Genomic DNA, 25,633 nt, shown 5'->3' with positions numbered 1-25,633 from the left:
CATCAGCGGACCCATCACGCCATGCCACGCCAGCCCATCCATACCGATCTTGCCCCCGCCGCCATCGGCCCCTACTCGCAGGCCGTGCGTGCCGGCAACACCGTCTACCTGTCCGGCCAGACCCCGATCGATCCGGCCACCGGCCAGCTGGTCGAAGGCGACATCCGCACGCAGGCGCGGCGCGCGTTCGACAACCTCAAGGCCGTGTGCGAGGCCGCGGGTGGCTCGTTCGACGACATCGTGCGCGTTGGCCTGTACGTGACCGACCTGGGCCAGTTCGCCGAGGTCAACGCGGTGATGGCCGACTATTTCAGCCAGCCGTATCCCGCGCGTTCGACCATCGAAGTATCGGCGTTGCCCAAGGGCGCGGCGTTCGAGGTCGATGCGGTGATGGTCACCGGCTGAGGATTCTGCAGGAGCGGCTACAGCCGCGAGCTTCAATCCTTCAGAGGGCGCGCGATCCGATCCGGCGATACGGACGGCAAGACCTCGCGGCTGAAGCCGCGCTGCAAAAGGCCTACGGCGCCGCGCGCATCGCGCTCGGCGCGGTGCCGGTCCAGCGCTTGAACGCGCGCCGGAACTCGCGCGCGTCGCGGAACCCGACGCTGGCACCGACCTGGGCGATCGGCAGGTCACTGTCGCGCAGCAGTTCGCGGGCGCGTTCGCTGCGCACTTCATCGTGGATCGCGCGGAAGCCGCTGCCGGCGGCGACCAGCTGCCGGCGCAGGGTGCGTTCGGTGAGGTGCAATTCGGCGGCGATGTCGCCCAGCCCCGGTGCCTCGTGCAGGCGCGCGCGCAGCAGCTGGCGCACCGCGGCCACGATTTCGCCGCTGGCCGGCCCGCGCGGCATCTGTGCCCGGCACAGGGCCAGCGCCTGCTGCGCACTGACCGGGTTGTATGCCGGCAGTCGCCGCGACATCCACGCCGGGTCCACCAGCTCGCGGTTGCGCGGCATGCCGAAGCGGACCTCGCATTCGAACAGCGCTTCGTACTCATGCGCGTACACGGGCGCCGGGTAGGCCAGCTCCAGCCGCAGCGGCCGGAACGACGGCCCGACCAGGCCGCGGCACAGCATCAGCGTGCTGGCGAACAGCTCCTCGCACAGGAACGGCAGGATCGCGTCCTCCGGCGCGCGCGGGCTGGCGACGAAGCACAGCGCCTGCGGGTCGGACGCGTCGAGCTCCAGGTCCATCAGGCTGCCGGAGACCGGCGAGTACTGCAGGCCGATCGCCACCGCGTCGCCGAACGTGCGCGCGGTCATCATCGCCAGCCCGAGCAGGCCGAAGTTGCCGGTGGTCTGCTGCCGGCCCAGGCGCAGGCCGACGTCCGGCTCGGGCAGGTCGCGCAGCGCGCGCTGCACCACCCGGCTGGCCTGGCGGTAGGACACCCGCACCGAGGCATCGTCGACCTGGGTCCGGGTCAGGCGCAGACCGGCGAACCAGCGCTCGCAAGCGATGCCCCGGTCCTCGGCCATCAGGCACAGCCCGGACAGGATGTTGGTGGAGATGCTGGCGGCGGTCAGGCGCGGGTCGAGGGCGTCGCGATTCATGCGGTTTCTGCCAGTTTGTCCGTTTTGCCCCCCGTGAGTATGCCGCCAATGCCCTCCACCCGCATGGGCGGGAGCGCCGAGACTGTGGCGGGGAAGGCCGCCGCCGTGTGCAGGCCGGGAGATGGGACCGATGGGGAAGATGACGCTGTTCGCGCTGGCCGCCTGTGGCCTGTTGGCCGCCTGCGGTGGCGGCGGTACCGACCAGGCCGCGCCGGCGGCGTCCGCCGACGCCAGCTACCAGAAGACCCTGCAGCAGCAACTGCTGGACGCCAAACCGGGCGACGTCATCGAAATTCCCGTCGGCCGCTTCAGCTTCGACCGCAGCCTCAGCCTGCGCGTGGACGGGGTGACCATCCGCGGCGCCGGCATGGACAAGACCGTGCTCAGCTTCAAGGGCCAGCGCAGCGGCGCCGAGGGCCTGATCGTCAATGCCAGCGGCTTTACCTTGGAAAACCTCGCGATCGAGGACAGCAAGGGCGACGGCCTGAAGGTCAACGAGGGCGAGGACATCGTCATCCGCGGCGTGCGGGTGGAATGGACCAACGGCCCGCACACCGACAACGGCGCCTACGGCCTGTACCCGGTGCAGACGAAGAACGTGCTGATCGAGGACTCGGTGGTGATCGGCGCGTCGGACGCCGGCATCTACGTCGGCCAGTCGCAGAACGTCGTGGTGCGTCGCAACCGCGCCGAGCGCAATGTCGCCGGCATCGAGATCGAGAACTGCATCGACGCCGACGTGTACGACAACGTCGCCACCGAGAACACCGGCGGCATCCTGGTGTTCAACATGCCCGACCTGCCGCAGCCCGGCCACACCGCGCGCGTGTTCAAGAACCGCATCTTCAAGAACAACACCGACAACTTCGGCCGCAAGGGCACGGCGGTGGCGGCGGTACCAGCGGGCTCGGGCGTGGTGATCATGTCCAATGACAAGGTCGAGATCTTCGACAACGAGATCGCCGACAACAAGACCGCCAACGTGCTGATCGCCAGCCATTACTCGGCCGGCTACGACAGCAAGTACAAGCCGTCGGCGAAGTTCGATCCGTATCCGGAGCAGATCTTCATCCACGACAACCGCTTCTCCGGCGGCGGCGACTCCCCGGACGGGCTGGACATGAAGGCGCTGAAGGTGGCGATGTTCGGCCTGGGCGGCCATTTCCCCGACGTGTTCTGGGACGGCTACGTCAACGCCAAGCGCGCCGAAGGTCCGCAGATCTGCGTCCAGGGCGCCTCCGGCGTACTGAACGCCGACGCGCCCAACAAGTTCAAGAATCCGAAGTCCGACGCCAAACCGTTCGACTGCAAGCTCGATCCGCTGCCGGCGGTGGAGCTGAAGCAGGCTTGAGGCGATGGTCGATCTCCTTTTTTGCCGTCATTCCCGCGAAGGCGGGAACCCAGTGACTTTGCGTCTTCCCGCGCTTGGCTGCGTCCGGTTGAGCCGAGAAAACCGAAGTCACCGGGTTCCCGCCTTCGCGGGAATGACGGCGCGTTGTGCCGCCATGGTGGCCATCCTGCTGCTGGCCGCCTGCGCCCGCACGCCAGCACCCGTGACCTTCCACGCCGACGGCTACCCCGGGAAGCTCAGCGACTGGAACGTGGTCTACCGCGACGGCGACGCGCTCGCATTGAACGACCGCGTGGTGCCGTTCGACCTCAACACGCCGCTGTTCAGCGACTACGCGCACAAGCTGCGCACGATATGGATCCCGGAAGGCACGATCGCACGCTACCAGCCGCACGAGGCGCTGGATTTTCCGGTCGGCACCATCATCAGCAAGACCTTCTTCTATCCGACGGCCGCCGGGAAAGACGCGGTCGCGCGCACCGACGACACCTCGCACGACCACACCGGCGAAGGCCTCGACCTGCGCAACGTGCGCATGATCGAAACCCGCCTGATGGTGCGCCGGGAACAGGGCTGGGTGGCGATTCCCTACGTCTGGAACGAGGCGCAGACCGAGGCCACGCTCGAGCGCACCGGCGCCGACGTGCCGCTGCAACTGGTTGCCGCCGACGGCAGCCGCGAGGACTTCGTCTACGAAGTGCCGGACCAGAACCAGTGCGCCGGCTGCCACGCCAGCAACAACACCACCCGCGAGATCGTGCCGCTGGGGCCGAAGGCGCGTCACCTCAACAAGGACTACGACTACGCCGGCGGCCGCGAAAACCAGCTCGCGCACCTGCAGAAGATCGGCTACCTGCGTGGCGTGCCGGGCGCCGACGCGCCGCGCAACGCCGACTGGCGCGACGCCGCGCACGCCAGCCTCGACGACCGCGCGCGCGCCTACCTCGACATCAACTGCGGCCACTGCCACAACGAAAAGGGGCCCGCGGATACGTCGGGCCTGTGGCTCGACGTCGGCGACCATCCTCCGCGCCACCTCGGACTGTGCAAGCCGCCGATCGCGGCCGGGCAGGGCACCGGCGACCACCGTTTCGGTATCGTGCCGGGCAAGCCCGACGAATCGATCCTGGCCTACCGCATGGCCAGCGACGATCCGGGGGTGAGGATGCCGGAGCTGGGTCGCGATACAGTCCATCGCGAAGGGGTCGAGCTGATCCGCGCGTGGATCGCGGCGATGGAAGGGGATTGCAACGAAGCCTGAGCCGGACGCGGCATCGCCGCGGCCACGACGCACCACGACAACCTGCAGCACCACCTGGGGAAGGGAGAACACGATGTCGCTGAAGCAAGGAATCCTCTGCACCTGTCTGCGCCGCGCCCTGGTGGGCGCGTGCGCCCTGCCGCTGGTGGCACTGGCGCAACAGCCGCCACCGGAACCCGCCATCGCGCCACAGGCGCAACCCGCCGCCGACACCGCGCAGCGCGACGACGCGCTGACGCTCGACCGCATCATCGTCACCGCGCAGAGCCGCGAGCAGGAACTGCAGGACGTGCCGATCGCGCTGCAGGTGATCGACGCGCAGATCATCGACGACGTCGCCGCCGAGGATCTGGGCGACCTCGACAGCTTCGTGCCCGGACTGGTGGTCAACAGCCAGCAGCCCACGCAGCCCAGTTTCGAGCTGCGCGGCATCAGCACCGACGACTTCGGCATCGGCACCGATCCTGCGGTGGGCGTGTACGTGGATGGCGTCTACGCCGGACGCGGCGGCGGCGTGCTGTTGCCGTTCACCGACGTCGAGCGCATCGAGGTGCTCAAGGGCCCGCAGGGCACGCTGTTCGGCCGCAACACCGCCGCCGGCGCCATCTCGATCATCACCCGCAAGCCCGGCAACGAGCAGGAGGCGCGGGCGAAACTTCGGCTCGGCAACTACGGCAAGCAGTATTTCGAGGCGATGCTCAACCAGCCGGTCGGCGAGGAGTCGGCGTTCCGTATCAACGGGCTGTTCAACCACAGCGATGGCTGGATCGATGACGCGGTCACCGGCGAACACCTCAACCCCGAGAACAACTGGGCCACGCGCGCTGCGTTCCGCACCCGCTTCGGCGACAACACCACCGCCACGGTCAGCTGGGACCACGAAAACCTCGACCAGCGTGCGGTGGCGACCACCGGCATCGTCGCGCTGCCGGCGGCGCCCGGGATCCCCGGGCTGCCGGTCGACGAGTCGGCCTACCTCGATCCGCGCAAGATCCCGACCGTCAGCGACGCGGTCGGCAGCAGCGAGTTCCGCCGCTTCGACGGCGTGACCCTGATCGTCGACCACGCCTTCGAGTGGGGCGGCCTGACCTCCACCACGTCGTGGCGCGACTACGACTCGGCCAACGCCGCGGTCGACGAGGACGGCACCAACCGCCGCGACCTGTACGTGGATTCGACCAATACCGAGAGCAACACCAGCGTCTACCAGGAGTTCAAATTCAACGGCAGCAGCGATCGCCTGGATTGGGTGGCTGGCGCGAGCTATTTCCGGGAGAGCGCGGACCAGACCAGCGAGGTCAATACCTATACCGACGCGGTTGACACGATCGTCCGCAATCTCGGCATGGGCCTGCCGCCGCAGGTCGATCCGCAAGGCCGGCTGTTCGGCTTCGTCAGCGACGTGGCCGCGGCCAACGGGATCCCGCTGAGCCTGATGGGGCACCGCTGGAACGAGAAGTTCATCAACACCGGCGACACCAAGGCCTATGCGGTGTTCGGCGACGTGATCTGGCACGCCACCGACCGGCTCAACCTGACGTTCGGCCTGCGCTGGACCCGCGACGAGAAGGACTTCACCTGGCTCAACAATCCGCGCTCGGCGCCGACCCTGGATGCCACCCTGGCGCAACTCGATGCGTTCGGGTTCTTCGCCGCGCTCAACCAGATGGGGCTGCCGATCTCGCCGGACACCTTCATGTTCGACATCGCCTTCATCGACCCGCCGGCGATGCTCAACAAGGGCGTGCTCAACAAGGCGTCCAATTCATGGACCGACCTGAGCCCGCGCTTCGTCGTCGACTACCACTTCAACGACGACACCATGGGCTACGCCTCGCTGGCCAAGGGCTACAAGGCCGGCGGCTTCAACTCGCTGCAGATCGACAGCGATTTCGACAACGAGGACGTGTGGAACTTCGAGACCGGCATCAAGCAGGCCTTCCCGGACCTGCGGTTATCTTACAACGCGTCGGCCTTCTACTACGTCTACGACAACCGCCAGGCGGTGCGGCTGGACATGACCACGTCCATCCCGCGCTACGTGGTGGACACCTCGGACCTGGAGGCCTACGGCCTGGACTTCGACACCCGCTGGCAGGTCACCGACGGCCTGGCGCTGGACTTCAATGCGTCATACATCGACTCGACCTACAAGGACTACGTTACCCCCGAGGGCATCGACGTCAGTGGACAAGCGACCGGCATCCCGAAGTGGTCGGCGGCGATCGGCCTCGACTACCTGTGGCGGATGAACGAGGGCGGCGACCTGCGCTTCACCCTGCGCCACGCCTACCGCGGCGCGACCCGCTGCAGTGACGAGTCGCAGTCGCAGGGCACCTGCGGCATCAGCCCCGCGCTGGACCTGGGCGAATCGCAGCAGCTGACCAACGCCCGCATCGCCTGGACCTCGCCGCTGGGCCACTGGACCTGGGCGGTGTACGGCCGCAACCTGCTGGACAACCAGTACATCAACTCGCTGGGCACCTACGGCAAGACCGTGCTGGGCACCGTCGGCGCGCGCGTCAGCGAGCCGCGCACCTATGGCGTCGAGGTGGGCGTGAAGTTCTGACGATTCACCCGGCGGGGCGACATCCCGGTGCCGCGCGGCACCGGGATCCGCGCCGCACGCGGCTCACTCGCGCCGCGGCGCCTGCGGCACGTACTCGGACCCTTCCTCGCGGTCGCGATACAGCGCGGCGCGCACCAGCAGCATCAGCGTGATCGGCGTGGTCACGGTGAGGAACACCCCGATCAGGATTTCGTTGAAGATCGGCCGGCCGTGCAGCACCGAGAAGCAGGTGATCGAACCGGCCAGCATGAAGAACGTGCCGAGCGTGGTGCCGAGCGTGGGCGCGTGCACGCGCTGGTAGAAGTTCTTCAGTCGCAGCAGGCCGAGCGAGCCGATGAAGGCGAGCAGCGCGCCGGCCAGCACCAGCACCGCCACCAGGATCGCCGCCCACGGCGGCAGGGCGTCGAGATGGCTCATTCGATCACCTCGCCGCGCATCAGGAACTTCGACAGCGCCATGGTGCTGGCGAACCCCAGCAGCGCGATGACCAGGCCGGCCTCGACGTACAGCACGCTGCCGGTGCGGATGCCGATGGTGAGCAGCAGGATCATCGCGTTGACGTACAGCGCGTCCAGCGCCACCACGCGGTCCTGCGCGCGCGGCCCGCGCACCATGCGGATGATCGAAAAGCCCATGGCCAGCAGCAGCAGGATCTGCGCCAGCGTGATCGCGACGAAGAGCAGGCCATGGCTCATTGGAAGATCTCCAGCAGGGGGCGTTCGTAGCGCTGTTGGATCGTGCTGATCCAGGTGCCTTCATCGACCAGGTCGAGGACGTGGATCAGCAGGACGTTCGCCGCGGGGTCGTAGCTGACCCAGATGGTGCCGGGCGTGGAGGTGATGATGCAGGCCAGCACGGCGAGGCCGTGGTGGTCGGTGAGCGTCAGCGGAATGGCGACGAAGCCGGAGCGCACCTCGCCTGCGCCGCGCAGGATCAGCCGGGCGACGGCGAAGTTCGAGCGCACGATGTCGAACACGACCCGCAGCAGCAGCCGCGCCGCGAGCGGGTAGTTGCGGATGTGCGCCTTCGGCGGGCGCAGCAGCCCGAACACCTTGGCCAGCGCGATGCCGAGCGCGATGCCGAGCAGGACCATGCCCGGCGACAGGCTCTGGTTGAGCACCAGCCAGATCACGGCCAGCAGGCCGGACAGCAGCGGATAGGGCAGCCAGCGCCGGAGGAGGGTCATGATCGCGCGCCTTCCGGCGGCAGGACGCCATGGATGTAGTTCGCCGGGTCGTGCAGCTGGTGCGCGGCGTCGTGCAGGAAGTCCAGCGGCGCCTGCACGACAACGGTCAGCAGCAGGCACAGGCCCAGCAGCAGCACGATGGCGCTGATCTCGGTGACGCGCGCCTGCGGGAAGCGCCGGTCCGGCTCGACCCAGAAGATCTGGATGCCGGCGCGACACATCGCGACCACCGTGCAAAAGCCGGCCACGATCACCACCGTGAACAGCACCAGCGTGCCCGTCCGCTGCGGCGCGTCGAGTGCAAGCGTGTCGAGCATGGGTGCGAGCAGCGCGAACTTGGCCAGAAAGCCGGACAGCGGCGGCAGCCCGGCCAGCAGCAGCGCGCAGGCGAGGAAACTCACGCCGAGCATCGCGACCGGCGCCGGGATCACCACGCGGCTCTCGTCCTCGTCCGCATACAGTTCGTCGCTGCGCGACTCGCCATCCACCGGTTCATATGGCTCCAACTGCAGCGCATCGTCGGCTTCCTCTTCGCCCTCCGGCGCGAGCAGGCCGGCGACCAGGAAGAACGCAGCGACGCCCAGCGTGGAGACCACCAGGTAGGCCAGTGCGCCGGCGGTTACCGCGGGTTGCTGCAGGGCGATCGCGCCCAGCAGGGTGCCGGAGGAAATGATGACGTTGTAGCCGGCGAGCTTGCCGAGGTCGCGCGCGCCGAGCATGCCGACGATGCCGGCGACGATCGTCGCCACGCCGCCCCACAGCATCCAGTCGCTGCCGAAGTGGCGGGACGCCGGCCCGGCATCGTCGCCGAACAGCAGCAGGCTCAGCCGCAGCAGCACGTAGATGCCGACCTTGGTCATGAGCGCGAACATCGCCGCCACCGCCGGCGCGGAGGCCGCGTAGGTGCGTGGCAGCCAGAAGCCGAGCGGCCACATCGCGGTCTTGATCAGGAATGCGACCCCGAGGATCGCCGCGCCGGCATGCAGCAGGGTGCGGGTGTTCTCCGGCACGGTCGGGATCAGTTCGGCCAGCGCCGCCATGTTCAGGGTGCCGGTGACGCCGAAGATCAGGCTGACGCCGAGCAGGAACAGCATCGAGGCGGTCAGGTTGACCGCGATGTAATGCAGCCCGGCGCTGACCCGCCGCGCGCCCGAGCCGTGCAGCGCCAGCCCGTAGGACGCCGCCAGCAGCACCTCGAAGAACACGAACAGGTTGAACAGGTCGCCGGTCAGGAACGCGCCGTTCAAACCCATCAGCAGGAACTGGAACAGCGGCTGGAAGTAGTGGCCGCGGTGCTGCCAGCGGGCCAGCGCGGCCGGCAGCACCGCCAGCGCCAGCACCGCGGTCAGCAGCAGCATCAGCGCCGACAACCGGTCCGCCACCAGCACGATGCCGAAGCGCGCCGGCCAGTCGCCGATGCGGTAGACCGCGGCCATCGCGCCATCGCTGCCGGACTGCGCGGTGGCCAGCAGCAGCATCACCGCCAGTGCAACCAGCCCCAGGCACGAGGCCAGGCTCAGTCCCACCACCAGGCGCTGGCGGCGTTCGCCGGCGAGCAGCTGCAGGGCAGCGACCAGCAGCGGCAGCACGATCGGGGCGAGGGCCAGGTGCGGACTCACGGCGTGCCGTCCCCGCCGTCGACGTGATCGTTGCCGGTCAGTCCGCGCGAGGTCAGCAGCACCACCAGGAACAGCGCGGTGGTGGCGAAGCCAATCACGATCGCGGTCAGCACCAGCGCCTGCGGCAACGGATCGGTGTACTGCTCGATCTTGCCCGCGACCTCGCGCAGCACCGGATCGGCGCCGGTGCGCAGGCCGCCGATGGAGAAGATGAACAGGTTCACCGCGTAGGAGATCAGGGTCAGCCCGATGATCACCTGGAAGGTGCGCGGCCGCAGCAGCAGCCACACCCCGGACGCGACCAGGACCCCGATGGCGATCGCCAGCACCAGTTCCATCAGCCCGCGCCCTCCGGTTCGGCAATGTCATCGGCCACTACTACGGTGCGCGGCCGGCGCAGCGACTGGTGCGCCAGCGCGATCAGCATCAATGTCGTGGCACCCACCACCAGGCAGAACACGCCAAGATCGAACAGCACCGCCGAGGCCAGCGGTATCCGCCCGAGTAGTGGCAGATCGGCGTACTGGAAGTGCGAGGTGAGAAACGGATGGCCGAAGAGCAGCGAGCCGAGCCCCGTGCCGACGGCCAGCAGCAGGCCGGTCCCGATCCAGCGCACCGGCAGCACCCGCAGGTGCGTCTCGACCCAGCGCGCGCCGCGCGCCATGTACAGCAGGATCAGCGCCACGGACACGGTGATGCCGGCGGCGAATCCGCCACCGGGCAGGTCGTGCCCGCGCAGGAACAGGTGCACGCCGAACAGCAGGATCACCGGGAACATCAGCTGCACGATCAGCCCTGGGATCATCAGGTAGTGGGCCAGCGACTGGTCGATGATGCGATCCGATCCGGCCGGATCGGAGACCGAATTCCGCCGCTGCCGCCGCAGCGCGTTGATGCTCTCGGCCGCCGGGCGGAAGCGGCGCAGCAGCACGAACACGGTCAGCGCCACGATCGCCAGCACGCTGATCTCGCCCAGCGTGTCGAAGCCGCGGAAATCGACCAGGATCACGTTCACCACGTTGCGGCCGCCACCTTCGACATAGGCGCGCTCGAGGAAGAAGCGCGAGATGGAGTCGGCCACCGGGTGCATCATCGCCGCGTAGGCGAGGCTGGCCACGCCGGCGCCGACGACCAGCGCGATCAGCGCATCGCGCCAGCGCTTCAGGCGCGTCAGCGGGGCATCCGGCGACAGGCCCTGGATGCGCTTGGGCAGCCAGCGCAGGCCAAGCAGGATCAGGATCGTGGTCACCACCTCCACCAGCAGCTGGGTGGCCGCCAGGTCAGGCGCGGACAGCCACACGAAGCTGATGCACGACACCAGCCCGGCGCCGCCGGTGAGCACCAATGCCGCGAGGCGGTGGAACTTGGCCTGGGTGGCGGCGCCGATCGCGCACGCCGCGCCGAGCAGCCACAGCAGGGCGAACGCCGGGTCGATATCGGCCCAGCGTGGCGGCGGGGCGTCGAACGGCGCGGTGGTCGCGGCCAGGCTGCCGGCCAGCAGCGCGACCAACACGATCAGCAGCAGCTGCGGCTGCAGCCGCCGGGCCGGGAAGAAGCGCGCCAGCCAGCCCGGCAGGTCGACGGTCACGATCGCCAGAGTGCGTTCGAAGGTCCGCTTGCCGCTGATCCGCCCGAGCAGCGGCGTGCTTTCGCAGCGGTTGAAATACCCGCGCAGGGCGACGAAAAGCAGGCAGCCGGCGATGAAGGCGACGATGCTCATCTGCAGCGGCGCGGTCCAGCCGTGCCAGATGACCAGGCTGTAGGTCGGCGTCTGCGCGCCCAGAACCGAACGGGCGGCGGCTTGCAGCGACGGACCGATCACTTGCGCCGGCAGGATGCCGACCAGCAGGCAGGCCAGCGCCAGCAGGCCGATCGGCACGCGCATCCACCGCGGCGGCTCATGCGGCTGGCGCGGCAGCTGCGTGGACACCCGGCCGAAGAACACGCCGCGCACGAATCGCAGTGAATAGGTCACGCCGAATGCACTGGCCGCGATCGCGAGCACCAGCGGGACCACGTCGACCAGCAGGCCGCGCTGCGCTGCCAACGTCTCGGCGAAGAACATTTCCTTCGACAGGAAGCCGTTGAGCAGCGGCACGCCCGCCATCGCCGCGCCGGCGATCACCGCCAGGGTCGCGGTGATCGGCATGAAGTGGCGCAGGCCGCCGAGCTGGCGCAGGTCGCGCGTGCCGGCCTCGTGGTCCACCGCCCCGGCCGCCATGAACAGAGACGCCTTGAACGTGGCGTGGTTGACGATGTGGAAGATCGCGGCGACCACGCCCAGCGCGCTGCCCATCCCGACCAGCATTGTGATCAGGCCCAGATGGCTGATCGTCGAATACGCCAGCACCGCTTTCAGGTCCTGCTGGAAGATCGCCGCATAGGCACCCAGCACCAGGGTGACCAGGCCGGCCGTGGAGACGATCCAGAACCACTGTTCGGTGCCCGCGAGCACCGGCCAGAAGCGCACCAGCAGGAACACGCCGGCCTTCACCATCGTCGCCGAATGCAGGTAGGCCGAGACCGGGGTCGGCGCCGACATCGCCTGCGGCAACCAGAAGTGGAACGGGAACTGTGCGCTCTTGGTCAGCGCGCCCAGCAGGACCAGGACCAGCGTCGGCGTATACAGCGCGTGCCCGCGCACCAAATCGCCCGCGGCGAGGATTGCGTCCAGGTCGTAGCTGCCCACGATGTGGCCGAGCAGCAGCACGCCGGCGAGCAGGCACAGGCCGCCGCCGGACGTGACGATCAGTGCCATCCGCGCACCGTCGCGCGCGGATGCGCCGTTGTGCCAGTAGCCGATCAGCAGGAACGAGAACAGGCTGGTCAGTTCCCAGAAGAACACCAGTTGGATCACGTTGCCGGACATCACGATGCCGAGCATCGCGCCCATGAAGGCCAGCAGCAGCGCGAACAGGCGCGACAGCGGATCGTCCGCCGGCATGTAGTAGCGGGCGTAGACGCCCACCAGCATGCCGATGCCGCAGATCAGCAGCATGAACAGCCAGCTGAAACCATCCACCCGCAGCGTGAAATCCAGGCCCAGCGTCGGCGCCCATTCGAACACGTGGCGCAATGCATCGCCGCCCGCGACCGCCGGATACAGCGACACCGTGAGCAGCAGGCCGGCCAGCGCCGTACCGGTCATCAGCCATGCGGCCATGTCGCGGCCGCGGCCGCGAAGGACAAACACCACCAGGCTTGCCAGGAATGGCAACCAGAGGATGGCGCTTGGCACGACGTGGTCAGGCATCGGTCACGGGTTCGGTGGAAGGGGGCGTGGCATGTCGGGCAGCGGCCGGTGGCGCCCGGCGTACGCGCTGGAACTGGCGAAATGCTGCCGCGCGGGGAGGTGGGCGCTGTCGGTGCTCAGGACGAAACTCGGGTCGAAAATCAGGTGGGTCGGACTCCCGCGATCAGGATGGAAAAGCGGCCCGGACAATGCGCAGCGCGCGCTGCAGGCGCTGCATCGTGCAGGGAAGTCGGGTTGCCCGGGCAGCGAAAATCGATCGACTTGCGATGCGGCTTGGCAGTTCCGATTCTATACGGCAACTCCTATACGGCAACGATCGCCACATGCCGGTGATTGTGCAATGGTGGGTTGCATTCCTGGCTTCGAGCAGCGACTGCTGCAGGGAGATCAAGCATGAGCAGCGCCGACCCGGTCCCGAACCGGCCGAACCGGATCCTGATGGCCACCGACCTCAGCGCCCGCTGCGATCGCGCGCTGGATCGCGCCATCCAGCTTTCCGGGCAATGGCAGGTGCCGTTGCTGGTGGTGCATGCGGCGCCGCGCGAGGCGATCGGTGCCTGGTCGGCGATGGAGACCCTGGCGTCGATCCGCCAGCGGATCGGGCGCGAACTGCAGGGCGACGTCGCCGACGCCGACATCCACGTGGAGGAAGGCGAGCCGGCCGAGGTGATCCTCGACGTGGCCAGGCGCGAGCACTGCGACCTGATCGTGCTGGGCGACACGAGTGAACTGCCGGGGCGCCGGCTGCTGGGCAATACGGTCGAGACCCTGGTGCGCAGTTCTCCCACATCGGTGCTGGTCGTCAAGCGGCGGCCGCGCGGTGCCTATCGACGCGTGCTGGTGGGCACGGACCTCACCCCGGAATCGCGCCACGGCCTGGACACCGCGGTCGCGCTGTTCCCGCGCGCGGAGCTGACCCTGCTGCATGCGCTGGACATCCCGTACGAATCGCTCTGGCTCGATCCGGCGCGTCGTGCCGACCTCAACCGGATGGAGATGGCCACGATCGAAGCATTCGTGGTCGAGGCAAGGCTGCCTGCCGACCTGCGCTCGCGCATGCAACTGCTGGTCGAGCACGGCCATCCCGAAAGCATGCTGCGCAGGCACGCGATGGAACACGACAGCGACCTCACGGTCATCGGCGCGTTCCGCCGCGGCCTCGCCTTCCACCTGCTCGTTGGCGGCACCACGCGCCGGATCGTGCAGGTCGCGCCGAACGACGTGCTGGTGGTGCGTGCGCCGGTGCAGCCCGACGCCCGTCGGCCGGCAGAATCCGGCAGCGCTTGAGGGGCTTGCGCACCGCGCGCGGGCGCTTGTCCACGCGTGGCCGCCGCGATGCGGGTGGAATCCTGACGCGCCGACCCGGACAACCCCGACCCCGCGCCGCGCGCAGGCGGGGTTTTTGTTTGGGTGCGATCCCGGCATCCTTGTGCGATGCCGGTTCCTCCTGCCGCTGCGTCTCCCGATCCCGCCCACGCTCCGCTGACCGGCTTGCCGGGCGTCGGCCCGCGGGTGGCGGAGAAGTTTGCCGCGCGCGGCATCACGACGCTGCAGGATCTTTGGCTGCAACTGCCGCGCCAGTACGAGGACCGCACCCGGCTGAGCCCGATCCGCGGCCTGCAGGCGGGCGTCGCCGCGCAGGTCGAGGGCGTGGTCGAGGCGGTCGAGCGCGGCTTCCGCTACCGGCCGATGCTGCGCGTGGCGATCGGCGACGAGTCGCAGGCCACCCTGGTGCTGCGCTTCTTCCACTTCCGCGCCGCGCAAGTGGCGCAGTTCGCGCCGGGCACGCGCGTGCGCTGCTACGGCACGCCGCGGCTCGGCCAGCACGGACTGGAAATCGTGCATCCCAGCTACCGGGTCGTTGGCGAGCACGAGGCCGGTGCGCTCGGCGACCGTCTCGATCCGGTCTATCCGGCGATCGAGGGCATCGGCCCGGCGACGCTGCGCAAGCTGATCAGCCAGGCACTCGATCGCTTGCCCGACGCGGCCACGCTGGAACTGCTGCCGCGCGACTGGCTCGCCGGCGAGCTGCCGGGCCTGCGCGAGGCGCTGCTGACCATGCACCGACCGCCGCAGGACGCCGATGTCGCCGCACTGGTTGCCGGCACCCATCCCGCGCAGCGCCGGCTGGCGCTGGAGGAACTGCTTGCCCATCACCTGAGCCTGCGACGCCAGCGCATCGCCCTGCAGGCGCACGCCGCACCGGTGCTGGAAGGTCAGGCATTGGCCGAACGCCTGCGCGCATCGCTGCCGTTCGCGCTGACAGGCGCGCAGCAACGGGTGTTCGCGCAGGTGCGCGAAGACCTCGGCAAGCCGGTGCCGATGCTGCGGCTGGTGCAGGGCGACGTCGGCAGCGGAAAGACCGTGGTCGCGGCGCTCGCCGCGATGCTCGCCGTCGAAGGCGGCCGCCAGGCCGCATTGATGGCGCCAACCGAACTGCTCGCCGAGCAGCATTTGACCAACCTGCGCACATGGCTGGAACCGCTGGGCGTGCGCATTGCATGGCTTGCCGGCAAGGTCACCGGACGCGCGCGCACGGCGGCGCTGGCGGAGGTGGCCGATGGCCGGGCCCAGGTCGTCGTCGGCACGCATGCGCTGATGCAGGAAGGCGTCGCGTTCCACGACCTCGCGCTGGCGATCGTCGACGAACAGCATCGATTCGGCGTGCACCAGCGCCTCGCGCTGCGCGACAAGGGCGGCGAGGGTGGCCGCGTGCCGCACCAGTTGGTGATGACCGCCACGCCGATTCCGCGCACGCTGGCGATGGCCGCGTACGCCGACCTCGACGTCTCGGCGATCGATGAGCTGCCGCCCGGCCGCACCCCGGTGCAGACCGTGGTGCTGGGCGCGCAACGGCGACCGGAGCTGATCGAACGCATCCGCGGCGCCTGTGCGGAAGGCCGCCAGGCGTACTGGGTGTGCACGATCATCGACGAGTCCGACGAGATCGTCGCGCAGGCCGCGCAGAGCACGTTCGAACTGCTGTCAGGCGCGCTGCCGGAGCTGCGCGTGGGTTTCGTGCACGGGCGCATGAAGGCGGGCGACAAGCAGGCGGCGATGCGCGCGTTCAAGGCCGGCGAGCTCGACCTGCTGGTGGCCACCACGGTGATCGAAGTCGGCGTCGATGTCCCCAATGCTTCGCTGATGATCGTCGAGAACGCCGAACGCCTCGGCCTGGCGCAGTTGCACCAGCTGCGCGGGCGGGTCGGGCGCGGCAGCGCGGCCTCGAGCTGCGTGCTGCTGTACCAACCGCCGTTGTCGCAGATGGCGCGGCAGCGGCTGGAAACCATGCGCGAGACGAACGACGGTTTCGTCATCGCCGAAAAGGACCTCGAACTGCGCGGCCCCGGCGAACTGCTGGGCACGAAGCAGACCGGCCTGGCCGCGTTCCGCGTCGCCGACCTGGCCCGCGACGCCGACCTCCTGCCGCTGGTGCACCGCATCGGCGAACGCCTGCAACGCGAGGCGCCCGGCATTGCCGACCGGCTGGTCGAACGCTGGATCGGCGGCGCAGCGCGCTACGCTTCGGCCTGAGCGAACTTTCACCCCGCGGCCGGGAGTGCGACACTCACCCGCCGAACAGAGCAACGATCAGATGACCGAACGGACCCCGCTGCTGATCGACACCGACCCCGGCGTCGACGACGCGCTTGCGCTTTTGATGGCCTTCGCCGATACCCGCCACGAGGTCGTGGGCCTCACCATCGCCGCCGGCAACGTCGGCCTGCGCCACACCGTCGCCAATGCGCTGAAGCTGTGTGAAGTGGCCGGCCGCGGCGACATCCCCGTGTACGCCGGCTGCGAGGCGCCGCTGCTGTACCCGTCGCCCGATGCCGGCAACGTGCACGGCCAGGACGGTTTCGGCGACGTCGGCTACGAAGCCGCCGCACGTCTGCCGGAAACCGAGCACGCTGCGCAGGCGATCCTGCGCCTGTCGCACCAGCACGCCGGCAAGCTGCTGCTGGTCGCGCTGGGGCCGCTGACCAACGTCGCGCTGGCGCTCAAGCTCGACCCGACGCTGCCCGAACGCGTCGCGCGGCTGGTGGTGATGGGCGGCGCGGTGACCTGCCACGGCAACATCACCCCGGCGGCGGAGTTCAACGTCTATTTCGATCCCGAAGCCGCGCACATCGTGTTCGAGGCCTTCCCACAGTTCGACCTCGCCGATTGGGAGGCGACCGTCGCCCATGGCCTGCATCACGACAGCGTCGTGGAATGGCTGCGCAGCGGCGGCGACGTCGCGGCCTTCTACGAGCGCATCTCGCGCAAGACCCGCGAGTGGTCGGCGGACCGCCGCGGCGACCACTGGCATTCCGCCGACGGGCTGGCGATGGCCTACGCGCTGCACCCCGACGGGGCGCTGGAAACCGCCGGGCGCCCGCTGGATGTCGTCCTGGACGGCCCCCACAGCCGGGGCGCGACCATCGTCGACTGGCAGCGCCAGACCGGCCGGCCGGACCGGGCGCGGATCCTGCTGCGCTACGACCAGGCGCGGTTCGAGGCCCTTGTCAGGGGCGCGGTGGGCGCCGCCTGAGGTGGCTTGCGCCGGGCGGGCGGGGCGGGCTAAAATGCCGCTCTTGTCCACAGCAGAACCGGTGCCGCCATGAAGGCCGACATCCACCCCCAATACAACGAAGTCGTGTTCCAGGACGTGACTTCCGATTTCAAGTTCCTGACCCGCTCGACCCTTGGCAGCAAGGAGACGATCAAGTGGGAGGACGGCAACGAGTACCCGTTGATCAAGATCGACATCTCGTCGGCCACCCACCCGTTCTATACGGGCCAGAACAAGATCATGGATACCAGCGGCCGCGTGGACAAGTTCCGCAAGCGTTACGCGAAATAAGACGCAAGGCAGCGTCGCTGCCCGCGCGCACGAACGGCCGCCACAGTGCGGCCGTCGTCGTTTCCGGCGTGCCTGTTCGCGATCCCCGTGCGCCACGGCCGGAACGCTGCGTCCAGCCTCCGGGCGGGTGCAGTCGAGTCCGGGCTCCAGCGCGCTGTGCGATAATTGTTGCATCGCGGCACGCCGCGGATTCCACCCATCCCGTGCCGGCCCCGCCAGCGGTGCCCGGACGGGCCACGAGGAGTGCACCAGTGTCCGAACCATCCGCAATCGATCAAGTCACGCTCAACGCCGGCGACAAGGCGGTCACCCTGCCGGTGGCACGCGGCACGCTCGGCACCCCCTGCATCGAGATCGCGAAGCTGCCGAAGGAAACCGGCTACTTCACCTACGACCCCGGCTTCACCGCCACCGCCTCGTGCCGGTCGGCGATCACCTACATCGACGGCGATGCCGGCGTGCTGCTATATCGCGGCTACCCGATCGAGCAATTGGCCAAGGAGTCGAACTTCCTTGAAGTCGCCTACCTGCTGATGCACGGCGAACTGCCGGACAAGCAGGCATTCAACGGTTTCGAGCACGAGGTCACCCATCACACGATGCTGCACGAGGCCTTCAAGGGCTTCCTCGGCGGCTTCCGCCACGATGCGCATCCGATGTCGATGCTGGTGGGCATGCTCGGCTCGATGGCCAGCTTCTACCACAACGATCTCGATTACGACGATCCGGAGCAGCGCCGCCTGGCCGCGATCCGCCTGATCGCGAAATTGCCGACCATCGCCGCCGCCTGCCATCGCCATTCGGTGGGCTGGCCGCTGCGCTATCCGCGCAACAACCTCGAGTACGTCCAGCGCTTCCTGCACATGATGTTCGAGGTGCCCAGTGGCCCGCTGGAGATCAACCCGGTCGCGGCCAAGGCGCTGGACCTGCTGTTCATCCTGCACGCCGACCATGAGCAGAACGCCAGCACCTCCACGGTGCGGCTGGTCGGCTCCACCGGCGCCAACCCGTACGCGTGCATCGCTGCCGGCGTGGCCGCGCTGTGGGGCCCGGCGCACGGCGGCGCCAACGAGGCGGTGCTCAAGATGCTGGCCGAGATCGGCACGGCCAAGAACGTGCAGTCGGCGGTCGACAGGGCCAAGGACAAGGAATCGGGCTTCCGCCTGATGGGCTTCGGCCACCGCGTCTACAAGAACTTCGACCCGCGCGCCAAGATCATCCGCGAGATGTGCCACCAGGTGCTCGAGGAACTCGGCGTCAACGACCCGCTGCTGGAAGTGGCGATGAAGCTCGAGGAAGCCGCGCTCAAGGACGACTACTTCGTGCAGCGCAAGCTGTACCCGAACGTGGATTTCTATTCCGGCATCATCTACAAGGCGCTGGGCATCCCGACCGAGATGTTCACGGTGATGTTCGCCATCGCCCGCACCGCTGGCTGGGTCGCACACTGGCTCGAACAGCAGGAAGACCCGGAGTTCAAGATCGGCCGCCCGCGCCAGATCTACACTGGGCACGACGTGCGCGACTACGTGGCGGTCAGCAAGCGCTGATCCCCGCAGTATTCGCACGACAGCAGACGCCCCGCATCGCGGGGCGTTTTCGTTTTGGTTCTTCTCCCGTGAGGATGAATGTTCGATTGCACGCTTCGGCGCCACGTGGCGAGCCCGATGTGGCCGGCAGGCCTCCGGGGCGAATGTCCCCCGGTATCCGCCTGCGGCGGATACCTCCTCCTTGATTTCGCCCCGAAGGCCTACCGACCACGTCGGGCTGGGGATCGCAGGCATGCCGAAAGCAAAGCTCTCGGCCTTTGGCTTGTGGAACAACGTGCAAGTCGAACGCGGGTGCGAATGCCCTTGGGGGCGAAGTAAAGGAGGAGGCGTCGGCCAACGGCTGACGCCGGGGGACATTCGCCCCCAAGGGCATTCGCACCCGCGCCCAGCCAGTTTGCAGACGCAGCGCTTTCCCCTCAAAGGGGAGAAAGGCCTTGGGCGGGCCCGTTCGATCAGTCCTGCCCGAGCTCGTAACCGTCGATCTCGTTCTGGACCAGCAGTTCGCGCAGCTGCGCGGCCGAGGCGCGCTTCATCGGCTTCTCGTCGATGCCCGACAGCGGCGCTTGGCGTAGGGCGTCGGCCGGCAGCACGGTCAGGTCGAACGTCAGGTCCTCGGCGCTGAAGATCCAGGCCGGGAAGTCGCCCTCGCGCGTGCGGTCCAGGCGCAGGTGCCGGCTGCGGGCATCGGCGGGGATGCGGTGCTCGTCGAGGAAGCGCGGCACCGCGTCGGCATCGTCGGTGTACAGCTGCAGGGCGACCGGAGTATTGGCGTCGGCAGTGCCGTCGAGTACCGGGCCGACCAGGCGCGCGTCGAAGCCGGCGAAGAATTCCAGTGCGCGCAACGCAGCCTCGCGGCGCAGGCGCAGGGCGGCGCGGTGGCTGTCGCCGAGGAACAAGCGCTGGTACTCGCGCAGCGCATCCTCGATCTCGCGGTTGCGCGGCAGCGAGGCGTCATCAAAGATGCCGAGTCGGGTGGCGGCCTTCAACTTCGCCTGGTGGAAGTCGCGGATGCCGCCCTCGGCCATCAGTTTCGCGGCTTCGTGGGCGAGGCGGTGCCGACGTTCGCGCGTGCGCGTTTCGGCGTGCTGACGGGCGCGGTGCATGTTGCCTCCCAGCAGGAGTTCCGCGACGACTTTACAGGATGCCGCGGGGAAGTCGATCCGCAAGCCGGCGCGTTCATCCAGCGATCACATCCGCCGTCACCGGTCAGGTGGACGGCGGCCAGCCCGCGCGCGGCCGGAGGGTGGCGCGGTCAGAAGATGTCGAACGCTTCCTCGTCCAGCGTGTCGTCGGTGTTGTAGTCGGTGTAGTTCTGCATGCGTTCGAGGTCCTCGACCTTGACGTACTCGGTGATCCCGCTGCCGCCGCCGTCGGCGATCAGCGTGCCGTTGGCGGACACCGACACCTTGACCATGCCGTCGGGCGGATCGTTCGGCATGATCGGGCGGTCCTTCAGCGCGGCGCGCATGTAGTCGATCCAGATCGGCAGCGCGGCGCGGCCGCCGTACTCGCGGTAGCCGAGCGAACGGAAGTCGTCGCGGCCGACCCAGACGGTGGTCACGACGTCGCCGCCGAGGCCGGAGAACCAGGCGTCGCGGTAGTCGTTGGTCGAGCCGGTCTTGCCGGCCACGTCCTCGCGTCCCAGCACCTTGGCGGCGGTGCCGGTGCCGCGCTGGACGACGTCGCGCATCATCGACACGATCTGGTAGGCGACGCGCGGATCGATCGCGCGTGGCGCGAGCACCGTGTCAGCGGGTGGGGCCGCCGGCTTCTCGGCCGGTGCCGGGGTTTCGCCGGCCTTTGGGGCCGGTTTGGCAGGTGCGGTTCTGGCAGGGCCGAGGTTGAAGCCGTCGACCACGTTCGAAACCACCACGGCCTGCGCGCCGCCGACCGCCGTGCAGCTGCGGCAGGCGGTCGCCGGCTTTTCCTTGAAGATCACCTTGTTGTCGCGGTCGCGGACTTCATCGATGAACCACGGGGTGATCCGGAAGCCGCCGTTGGCGAACACCGAGTAGCCGCGCGCAACGTCCATCGGCGGCAGCGACGCGGTGCCCAGCGACATCGACAGGTTCGGCGGCAGCAGCGCCTCGTCGATGCCGAAGTGGCTGATGTAGCGGCGCGCGTAGTCGACACCGATCGCATCGAGCAGGCGCACCGAGACCAGGTTGCGCGACTGCACCAGCGCTTCGCGCAGGCGCATCGGACCGGCGAAGTTGCCGCTGTCGTTCTGCGGCCGCCAGACCTTGCCCTGGCGCATGCGGAACACGACCGGCGCGTCGAGCACGATCGAGGCCGGGTTGTAGCCGCGCTCGAACGCGGCCGCATACAGGAACGGCTTGAAGCTCGATCCGGGCTGGCGCCGTGCCTGGGTGGCCCGATTGAACTTGCTGCCGGCGAAACTGAAGCCGCCGGACAGGGCCAGCAGCGCGCCGTTCTCGGGGTTCAGCGACACCAGTGCCGATTGCGCGCGCGGCAGCTGGTCGAGGCGCCAGGACACCTTGACCTCCGGCGCCGTGGCGGTTCCGGCACCCGCTTCGGCATCGGTCGCGTCGGCAACCTTGTCCTTCGCGGTGTCGCCGGCCTTCTTTACAGGTGTCTCGATCCTGCGCACGCGGACCAGGTCGCCGCGCTTGGCCAGCGCCGACGGCGCGCGACCGGTCCAGCGACTGGTGCTGGCGTCGAGCGTGAGCGTGCTGCCATCGGCCAGCACCACGTCGATGCTGCCGTTTCCGCTGCGCACGACCACCGCCGGTAGCAGCCCGGCCTGGGCGGGAATGCGGCGCAGGCGCGCGGCCGCAGTCGCCGGGTCCTCGTCGTCGGCGAGGTCGAAGTGCTGTTCGACCTTGTTCCACCCGTGGCGGTGGTCGTAGACCTCCAGCCCGTTGCGGATCGCCAGGTCGGCGGCGGCCTGCAGGGTCGGGTCGATCGTCGTGGTGACGTGGTAGCCGCGCGTCAGCACGTCGCCGCCGTAGCGCGCCACCATTTCCTGGCGGACCATTTCCGCGACGTACGGTGCGTGCACCTCGATCGGGCGCTCGTGCGGACTGGCGTGCATCGGCACCGCGCGGGCCTGCGCGGCTTCCGCCTCGGAGATGAAGCCGAGTTCCGCCATGCGGCTGAGCACGTAGTTGTCGCGCCGCTCGCGGGCGCGCTCCGGATTGGACAGCGGGTTGCCGCTCGACGGGAACTTCGGGATCGAGGCCAGCGATGCCATCTCATCCAGGTCGAGCTGGTCGAGCGTCTTGCCGTAGTAGAACTCGGCCGCCGCGCCGACGCCGTACGCGCGATTGCCGAAGAACGACTTGTTGAGATACAGCTCGAAGATCTCGTCCTTGGTCAGCTCGCGCTCCATCTTCATCGCCAGCAGCATCTCGGCCAGCTTGCGCGAGTAGCTGTACTCGGAACTCAGGAAGATCTGGCGCGCCACCTGTTGGGTGATGGTGGACCCGCCCGGCACGCGCTTGTCGTCGGTGGTGGCAAGCAGCCAGACCGCGCGGGCCACGCCCTTGTAGTCGACGCCGTGGTGTTCGTAGAAGCGCGCGTCCTCGGTCGCCAGGAAGGCTTGCTTCACGCGCTCGGGCACCTTCTCGATGTCCACCGGATAGCGCCGGGTCTCGCCGAACAGCGCCATCAGGCGCCCGTCCTTGGCATAGACGTACATCGGCTCCTGCATTTCCATGTGGCGCAGGCTCTGCACATCGGGGAGCTTGGAGGAGACGACGAAGTAGAGTGTCGCGAGGGCAAGGCCGCCCAGCAGGATCGCGGCGAAGGATGCGATCAGCGCCCAGCGCAGCAAACGGCGAAAACGTGGCATCGGTGGGAAATTCCTGTGGCGCGCATTGCGGAAGGGCGGAGGCGCGGAGTATAGAGGAGCGGGCTCCGGCCCCCGTCGGGGTCGCGGTGGGGAGCGGGGTCCGGAATGCGGGTCCGGAATGCGGCAACGGCCACGGTCCTGCGATCGAGCAGTTGCCAAGGGGTGAAAAGTCCGTTATTTAATGCAGCGGGGCACGAAGCGCGCGTAAGCGCCCGTGACAAGGGGAGAAATCGTGGGGCTCATCACAAAAAGTCAGGCACCGCTCGTCGGCGTCGACATCAGCTCGACTGCCGTCAAGCTGCTCCAGCTGTCGCGGTCGGGTGACCGCTACCGCGTGGAGCACTACGCGGTCGAGCCGTTGCCGCCCAACGCGGTGGTCGAAAAGAGCATCGTCGAGGTCGAGGCGGTGGGCGCAGCCATCCGCCGGGCGGTTTCCCGGTCCGGCACGCGCGCCAAGCAGGCCGCCGCGGCCGTCGCCGGTTCGGCGGTGATCACCAAGATCATCCCCATGCCCGCGGACCTGGACGACGACGACATGGAGTCGCAGGTCGAGCTGGAAGCGGTCAACTACATTCCGTATCCGATCGAGGAAGTGAACCTCGACTACGAAGTGCTGGGGATGATGCCGGGCAACGCCGAGATGGTGCAGGTGCTGCTGGCGGCCTCGCGTTCGGAGAACGTCGAGATGCGCGCCTCGGCCCTGGAGCTGGGTGGACTCACCGCGCGGGTGATGGACGTCGAGGCGTTCGCCATCGAGAACGCCTTCGCGCTGCTCGCCAGTTCGCTCAACATCCCGCATGACGGCATCGTGGCGATGGTCGATGTCGGCGCGACGATGACCACGCTCAACATCCTGCGCAACGGCCGCAGCCTGTACAGCCGCGAACAGGTGTTCGGCGGCAAGCAGCTGACCGACGAAGTCATGCGCCGCTACGGCCTGAGCTACGAGGAAGCCGGCCTGGCCAAGCGCCAGGGCGGACTGCCCGAAAGCTACGAGATCGAAGTGCTCGAGCCGTTCAAGGAGGCGCTGGTCCAGCAGATCAGTCGCCTGCTGCAGTTCTTCTACGCCGGCAGCGAGTTCAACCGTGTCGACCAGGTGGTCCTGGCCGGCGGTTGTGCCTCGATCCCGGGCGTGGCCGAAATGGTCGAGGAGCAGCTCGGCGTGCAGACGGTGGTCGCCAACCCGCTGGCGCAGATGACGCTCGGGCCGCGCGTGCAGGCGCATGCGCTGGCCCAGGACGCCCCGGCGCTGATGATCGCCTGCGGCCTCGCATTGAGGAGCTTCGACTGATGGCCCGGATCAATCTGCTGCCGTGGCGTGCCGAACGCCGCAAGGTGCGCCAGAAGGAATTCGGCCTCATGCTGGTCCTCGCCGCGCTGGCAGGGCTGGTGCTGTGGTTCCTGGTCAACACCTACTACAACAACCAGATCTCCGGACAGGAAGCGCGCAACGGCTACCTGCAGGACCAGATCACCCAGGTCGACGGCAAGATCAAGGAGATCGAGGAGCTCGACAAGCAGAAGGCCCGGTTGCTGGCGCGCAAGGAAGTCATCGAGCAGCTGCAGGCCAATCGTTCGCAGATGGTGCACCTGTTCGACTCGCTGGTGCGCACCATTCCCGACGGCGTGGTCTTGACCTCGATCAAGCAGGAAGGCGAGAAGCTCACCCTGGAAGGTCGCTCGCAGTCCAACGCCCGCGTCAGTACCTACATGCGCAACCTGGAGGGATCTGGCTGGATGACCAGGCCCGAGCTTTCGATCATCGAGGCCAAGGGCATGGTGAAGGGCCTCCCGTACGCATTCTCGCTGACCGTCACCCTGGCCAATCCCAACGCGGCCAAGGACGAGAACGGCGATGGCGTTCCAGACGCGGCTCCGCCCGTGGGCGAGACGCCGGTCGACGGCGCGACGCCGGCAGCCCCTGCCAAAGAAGGAGCCGCCTCGTGAGCCAGAGAAAAGTGAAGATCAGTGAACTCGATCTCAACAGCCCCGGCAGCTGGCCGAGGCAGTACAAGATCATCTTCTGCGTGCTGCTCGGCCTGTTGATCTTCGGCCTGCTGTGGTGGGTGGTGACCCGCGACAAGGGCGAGCAACTCAAGCAACTCGACCAGCGCGAGACCGAGCTGCGCGGCGAGTTCGAGACCAAGCAGGGCCGCGCGTCCAACCTCGAGCCGCTCAAGCAGCAGCTCGCGCAGATGGAGCAGCAGTTGCAGCAGATGCTGCGGCAGTTGCCGAGCAAGACCGAGATGCCCGACCTGATCGTCGACATATCGCAGACCGCGCTGGCCACCGGCATCCAGAACGAGCTGTTCCAGCCCGGGCCGGAGACGCCGAAGGAGTTCTACGCCGAGAAGCCGATCGCGCTGAAGATGGTGGGCACCTACCACCAGTTCGGTGCCTTCGTCAGCGGCGTCGCCTCGCTGCCGCGCGTGGTGATCATGACGATGCACGATATTTCGCTGCGCCCGGTGAACGCCGACAAGGACCCCGCAGCCTCGATCCGCCCCAACTCCAGCCTTGAACTCGCAGGCACGGTGAAGACCTATCGCTACCTCGACGAAGACGAGGCGGCCGAGCAAGCGAACGCAGCGGCCGCGAATGCCGCCGCGCCGGCAGCCGGGGGAGGGAACTGACA

General features: G+C 68.4%; 21 protein-coding genes. 12 read left to right on the top strand and 9 right to left on the bottom strand.

Annotated features, from left to right (window positions below):
• The first annotated feature begins 21 nt into the window (after positions 1–21).
• Positions 22–405: a RidA family protein gene (locus ACTJIL_RS10440; protein WP_440755448.1), complete on the top strand. Its 384-nt coding sequence runs from the start codon at positions 22–24 to the stop codon at positions 403–405.
• 112 nt (positions 406–517) lie between these two features.
• Here ACTJIL_RS10440 and ACTJIL_RS10435 read toward each other — a convergent pair whose 3' ends face one another.
• Entirely contained in the window at positions 518–1,549 is a 1,032-nt protein-coding gene (locus ACTJIL_RS10435) for an AraC family transcriptional regulator (protein WP_440755447.1), read from the bottom strand.
• A 130-nt stretch (positions 1,550–1,679) separates the two neighbouring features.
• On the opposite strand from ACTJIL_RS10435, the gene ACTJIL_RS10430 reads away from it, so the two are divergent.
• The 3 genes from ACTJIL_RS10430 to ACTJIL_RS10420 all read left to right on the top strand — a co-directional run bounded on the left by ACTJIL_RS10430 (position 1,680) and on the right by ACTJIL_RS10420 (position 6,730).
• On the top strand, positions 1,680–2,900 hold the full coding sequence (locus tag ACTJIL_RS10430) for a parallel beta-helix domain-containing protein (RefSeq protein WP_440755446.1): 1,221 nt from the start codon (positions 1,680–1,682) through the stop codon (positions 2,898–2,900).
• A 154-nt stretch (positions 2,901–3,054) separates the two neighbouring features.
• Positions 3,055–4,161: an SO2930 family diheme c-type cytochrome gene (locus ACTJIL_RS10425; RefSeq protein WP_440755445.1), complete on the top strand. Its 1,107-nt coding sequence runs from the start codon at positions 3,055–3,057 to the stop codon at positions 4,159–4,161.
• A gap of 73 nt (positions 4,162–4,234) precedes the next feature.
• The gene (locus ACTJIL_RS10420; protein WP_440755444.1) at positions 4,235–6,730 is read left to right on the top strand and encodes a TonB-dependent receptor; all 2,496 of its coding nucleotides are present in this window, start codon (positions 4,235–4,237) and stop codon (positions 6,728–6,730) included.
• Positions 6,731–6,793: 63 nt separating this feature from the next.
• Here the strand turns inward: ACTJIL_RS10420 and mnhG are convergent, their stop codons facing one another.
• The 6 genes from mnhG to ACTJIL_RS10390 are packed head-to-tail and all read right to left on the bottom strand — an operon-like array spanning position 6,794 to position 12,788.
• Positions 6,794–7,147, bottom strand: coding sequence for a monovalent cation/H(+) antiporter subunit G (gene mnhG, locus ACTJIL_RS10415; protein WP_440755443.1), 354 nt, complete (start codon positions 7,145–7,147; stop codon positions 6,794–6,796).
• The gene (locus ACTJIL_RS10410; protein WP_440755442.1) at positions 7,144–7,425 is read right to left on the bottom strand and encodes a K+/H+ antiporter subunit F; all 282 of its coding nucleotides are present in this window, start codon (positions 7,423–7,425) and stop codon (positions 7,144–7,146) included. Before ACTJIL_RS10410 ends, mnhG begins: the two co-directional genes overlap by 4 nt.
• Entirely contained in the window at positions 7,422–7,916 is a 495-nt protein-coding gene (locus ACTJIL_RS10405; protein ID WP_440755441.1) for a Na+/H+ antiporter subunit E, read from the bottom strand. Before ACTJIL_RS10405 ends, ACTJIL_RS10410 begins: the two co-directional genes overlap by 4 nt.
• Complete coding sequence (locus ACTJIL_RS10400; protein ID WP_440755440.1) at positions 7,913–9,535, bottom strand: monovalent cation/H+ antiporter subunit D; 1,623 nt, start codon at positions 9,533–9,535, stop codon at positions 7,913–7,915. Before ACTJIL_RS10400 ends, ACTJIL_RS10405 begins: the two co-directional genes overlap by 4 nt.
• Entirely contained in the window at positions 9,532–9,873 is a 342-nt protein-coding gene (locus tag ACTJIL_RS10395) for a Na+/H+ antiporter subunit C (RefSeq protein WP_440755439.1), read from the bottom strand. Before ACTJIL_RS10395 ends, ACTJIL_RS10400 begins: the two co-directional genes overlap by 4 nt.
• Positions 9,873–12,788, bottom strand: coding sequence for a monovalent cation/H+ antiporter subunit A (locus ACTJIL_RS10390; RefSeq protein ID WP_440755438.1), 2,916 nt, complete (start codon positions 12,786–12,788; stop codon positions 9,873–9,875). Before ACTJIL_RS10390 ends, ACTJIL_RS10395 begins: the two co-directional genes overlap by 1 nt.
• A 393-nt stretch (positions 12,789–13,181) precedes the next feature.
• On the opposite strand from ACTJIL_RS10390, the gene ACTJIL_RS10385 reads away from it, so the two are divergent.
• The 5 genes from ACTJIL_RS10385 to ACTJIL_RS10365 all read left to right on the top strand — a co-directional run bounded on the left by ACTJIL_RS10385 (position 13,182) and on the right by ACTJIL_RS10365 (position 19,184).
• Positions 13,182–14,075, top strand: a complete 894-nt coding sequence (locus ACTJIL_RS10385) for a universal stress protein (RefSeq protein ID WP_440755437.1) — start codon at positions 13,182–13,184, stop codon at positions 14,073–14,075.
• Between the two features lie 147 nt (positions 14,076–14,222).
• Positions 14,223–16,322 carry an ATP-dependent DNA helicase RecG gene (gene recG, locus ACTJIL_RS10380; protein WP_440755436.1) on the top strand — a complete coding sequence of 700 codons (2,100 nt, stop codon included), beginning with the start codon at positions 14,223–14,225 and terminating at the stop codon, positions 16,320–16,322.
• Positions 16,323–16,383: 61 nt separating this feature from the next.
• The gene (locus ACTJIL_RS10375) at positions 16,384–17,322 is read left to right on the top strand and encodes a nucleoside hydrolase (protein WP_440755435.1); all 939 of its coding nucleotides are present in this window, start codon (positions 16,384–16,386) and stop codon (positions 17,320–17,322) included.
• Positions 17,323–17,391: 69 nt separating this feature from the next.
• Positions 17,392–17,634, top strand: coding sequence for a type B 50S ribosomal protein L31 (locus ACTJIL_RS10370; protein WP_440755434.1), 243 nt, complete (start codon positions 17,392–17,394; stop codon positions 17,632–17,634).
• Between the two features lie 251 nt (positions 17,635–17,885).
• Positions 17,886–19,184 (top strand): citrate synthase, encoded by a 1,299-nt coding sequence (locus ACTJIL_RS10365; protein WP_440755433.1) that lies wholly within the window; start codon positions 17,886–17,888, stop codon positions 19,182–19,184.
• Between the two features lie 452 nt (positions 19,185–19,636).
• On the opposite strand, the gene ACTJIL_RS10360 is transcribed toward ACTJIL_RS10365, so the two are convergent.
• Together ACTJIL_RS10360 and ACTJIL_RS10355 are read right to left on the bottom strand one after the other, a co-directional pair.
• Positions 19,637–20,287: a hypothetical protein gene (locus ACTJIL_RS10360; RefSeq protein ID WP_440755432.1), complete on the bottom strand. Its 651-nt coding sequence runs from the start codon at positions 20,285–20,287 to the stop codon at positions 19,637–19,639.
• Between the two features lie 149 nt (positions 20,288–20,436).
• Positions 20,437–22,998, bottom strand: coding sequence for a penicillin-binding protein 1A (locus tag ACTJIL_RS10355; RefSeq protein WP_440755431.1), 2,562 nt, complete (start codon positions 22,996–22,998; stop codon positions 20,437–20,439).
• A gap of 232 nt (positions 22,999–23,230) precedes the next feature.
• Between ACTJIL_RS10355 and ACTJIL_RS10350 the strand changes: the two genes are divergently transcribed.
• From ACTJIL_RS10350 to ACTJIL_RS10340, 3 genes are read left to right on the top strand one after another with little or no spacing between them, the layout of a single operon-like run.
• Complete coding sequence (locus ACTJIL_RS10350) at positions 23,231–24,289, top strand: pilus assembly protein PilM (RefSeq protein ID WP_440755430.1); 1,059 nt, start codon at positions 23,231–23,233, stop codon at positions 24,287–24,289.
• Positions 24,289–24,945, top strand: a complete 657-nt coding sequence (locus ACTJIL_RS10345; RefSeq protein WP_440755429.1) for a PilN domain-containing protein — start codon at positions 24,289–24,291, stop codon at positions 24,943–24,945. The genes ACTJIL_RS10350 and ACTJIL_RS10345 overlap by 1 nt, the downstream gene beginning before the upstream one ends.
• Positions 24,942–25,631, top strand: a complete 690-nt coding sequence (locus tag ACTJIL_RS10340) for a type 4a pilus biogenesis protein PilO (RefSeq protein WP_440755428.1) — start codon at positions 24,942–24,944, stop codon at positions 25,629–25,631. The genes ACTJIL_RS10345 and ACTJIL_RS10340 overlap by 4 nt, the downstream gene beginning before the upstream one ends.
• Positions 25,632–25,633: the final 2 nt, after the last annotated feature.

The organism is Luteimonas sp. 22616, from assembly GCF_052044325.1.
Lineage (GTDB): Bacteria > Pseudomonadota > Gammaproteobacteria > Xanthomonadales > Xanthomonadaceae > Luteimonas.
The sequence above is the reverse complement of the archived record's forward strand: the minus strand, read 5'-3'. Positions and strand labels throughout refer to the sequence as shown.

Bases quoted from the DNA above. Each gene is read 5' to 3' on its own strand.
- ACTJIL_RS10440 (WP_440755448.1), top strand. From the start codon at position 22: ATGCCACGCCAGCCCATCCATACCGATCTTGCCCCCGCCGCCATCGGC.
- ACTJIL_RS10435 (WP_440755447.1), bottom strand. From the start codon at position 1,549: ATGAATCGCGACGCCCTCGACCCGCGCCTGACCGCCGCCAGCATCTCC.
- ACTJIL_RS10430 (WP_440755446.1), top strand. From the start codon at position 1,680: ATGGGGAAGATGACGCTGTTCGCGCTGGCCGCCTGTGGCCTGTTGGCC.
- ACTJIL_RS10425 (WP_440755445.1), top strand. From the start codon at position 3,055: ATGGTGGCCATCCTGCTGCTGGCCGCCTGCGCCCGCACGCCAGCACCC.
- ACTJIL_RS10420 (WP_440755444.1), top strand. From the start codon at position 4,235: ATGTCGCTGAAGCAAGGAATCCTCTGCACCTGTCTGCGCCGCGCCCTG.
- mnhG (WP_440755443.1), bottom strand. From the start codon at position 7,147: ATGAGCCATCTCGACGCCCTGCCGCCGTGGGCGGCGATCCTGGTGGCG.
- ACTJIL_RS10410 (WP_440755442.1), bottom strand. From the start codon at position 7,425: ATGAGCCATGGCCTGCTCTTCGTCGCGATCACGCTGGCGCAGATCCTG.
- ACTJIL_RS10405 (WP_440755441.1), bottom strand. From the start codon at position 7,916: ATGACCCTCCTCCGGCGCTGGCTGCCCTATCCGCTGCTGTCCGGCCTG.
- ACTJIL_RS10395 (WP_440755439.1), bottom strand. From the start codon at position 9,873: ATGGAACTGGTGCTGGCGATCGCCATCGGGGTCCTGGTCGCGTCCGGG.
- ACTJIL_RS10390 (WP_440755438.1), bottom strand. From the start codon at position 12,788: ATGCCTGACCACGTCGTGCCAAGCGCCATCCTCTGGTTGCCATTCCTG.
- ACTJIL_RS10385 (WP_440755437.1), top strand. From the start codon at position 13,182: ATGAGCAGCGCCGACCCGGTCCCGAACCGGCCGAACCGGATCCTGATG.
- recG (WP_440755436.1), top strand. From the start codon at position 14,223: ATGCCGGTTCCTCCTGCCGCTGCGTCTCCCGATCCCGCCCACGCTCCG.
- ACTJIL_RS10375 (WP_440755435.1), top strand. From the start codon at position 16,384: ATGACCGAACGGACCCCGCTGCTGATCGACACCGACCCCGGCGTCGAC.
- ACTJIL_RS10370 (WP_440755434.1), top strand. From the start codon at position 17,392: ATGAAGGCCGACATCCACCCCCAATACAACGAAGTCGTGTTCCAGGAC.
- ACTJIL_RS10360 (WP_440755432.1), bottom strand. From the start codon at position 20,287: ATGCACCGCGCCCGTCAGCACGCCGAAACGCGCACGCGCGAACGTCGG.
- ACTJIL_RS10355 (WP_440755431.1), bottom strand. From the start codon at position 22,998: ATGCCACGTTTTCGCCGTTTGCTGCGCTGGGCGCTGATCGCATCCTTC.
- ACTJIL_RS10345 (WP_440755429.1), top strand. From the start codon at position 24,289: ATGGCCCGGATCAATCTGCTGCCGTGGCGTGCCGAACGCCGCAAGGTG.